Origin of the sequence: Pseudoalteromonas sp. Isolate6, assembly GCF_022398435.1 — a bacterium.
In the GTDB taxonomy this organism is placed as follows: Bacteria; Pseudomonadota; Gammaproteobacteria; order Enterobacterales; family Alteromonadaceae; genus Pseudoalteromonas; species Pseudoalteromonas galatheae.
In genome coordinates this window covers 1-1,321 of the sequence record NZ_JAKEVK010000377.1, presented here as the reverse complement: position 1 = coordinate 1,321, position 1,321 = coordinate 1, and the positions used below count along the sequence as shown (strand labels likewise).

Below are 1,321 nucleotides of genomic sequence, written 5' to 3'. Positions count from 1 at the left end.
GCTCTGGCAACCTCACCCTTGCCAATGGCGGCAGTGAAATCAGCATTGACTCAAGTGGTAACGTCAACATCTTTGCAGACAAGTTACTGACCTTAAAAGGCAAAGCCATGACCGTGTTTGACGGCAGCATGGAGCAAGATATTGGCGGTAAACAAAGCGCCACGATGCCGAGTGTGCCGCAAATTCAAGCCCTCTCTGAGAATGCTCGACTCTCACTGGCCGCCGATGGCATTGCCACTATGATGAGCAGTACCATTGAGCTGTCTTATACCTATCAAGATGGCAGCCCAATTATGGGCGCACCTTATACCATTCGATTTGCAAACGGCACAGAGTTGACTGGTAACTTAGACGACAGCGGTAAAGCAAAAATTGAGAATGCCCCACCCGGTCAATACACCGTGCAATATGGTGAGGATAAACGCGATTACCTGCCAGAAGATAATCGCCTTAAAAACCCACTGTATGGACAAATCACCCCAGCGCGAGCGGCTGAAATGGTACGCAGCGGCAATACCGCACCACTGATAGAAGCCAATGGCATTGCAACCCAAGCTGGTGATTGGTTATGGGGCACACTGCAAGGCGACTTTAATCAAAACCCCTCTACGTCACAAATCGTGGTAGGTACCTTGATTTCCATGATACCAATTATTGACCAAGTCATGGATTTACGAGATATCATCGCCAATGTCATGTTACTGACCGACGATGATGAAGCCAACGACACCGACGCTTGGCTTGCCTTTACCCTAACGGGTATTGGTTTAGTACCAGTAGTGGGCTCAGCCGTCAAAGGCGTGGGCAAGGTTATCTTAAAAAATACCGGAGAATCCCTCTCGGCTGCGCTTGCGGTACTTCGCAAGCTAGGCAAAGGCGACCCAGTTAAATACCTAAGAGACATCAACTGGCAAGACCTAGGAAAACAATCCGCCACGGAAGTTAAAAACATCGTCAAAGGCCTGCGCGATTCACTTGATGACATGTCTACCAGTTGGCACTACGACCTACTGCTCCCAGACGCCGCCATCGAAGGCATGCAAGCCACAGTAAAACGCCTAGACGACATCACCCCCAAAATCGACCAGCATATGCAACAAGCCGCCCAAGAAATCGGGCAGCGAGTTAATAAAGCACTGGATGAATATCAAGGGGAGTTACCACAGGTTGGCGTTACCAATGTGCCGAAGAAATCTAAAGCGCCGGAGCTTTCAGCTCCAGAAGGAAACGATCTCAAAGGTGCCCCTGTTAACAAAGTTAATCCGCCATCACGTAAGGCGCCTAGTGACTTTACGCAGCATAAATCATTAAACCATAGAAA

1 pseudogene is annotated in these 1,321 nt (G+C 49.1%); it reads left to right on the top strand.

The features are described from left to right. Window positions 1-983: 983 nt before the first annotated feature. Window positions 984-1,235, top strand: a pseudogene (locus tag L1D50_RS23610) (hypothetical protein); the annotation flags it as partial. Between the last annotated feature and the right edge of the window lie 86 nt (window positions 1,236-1,321).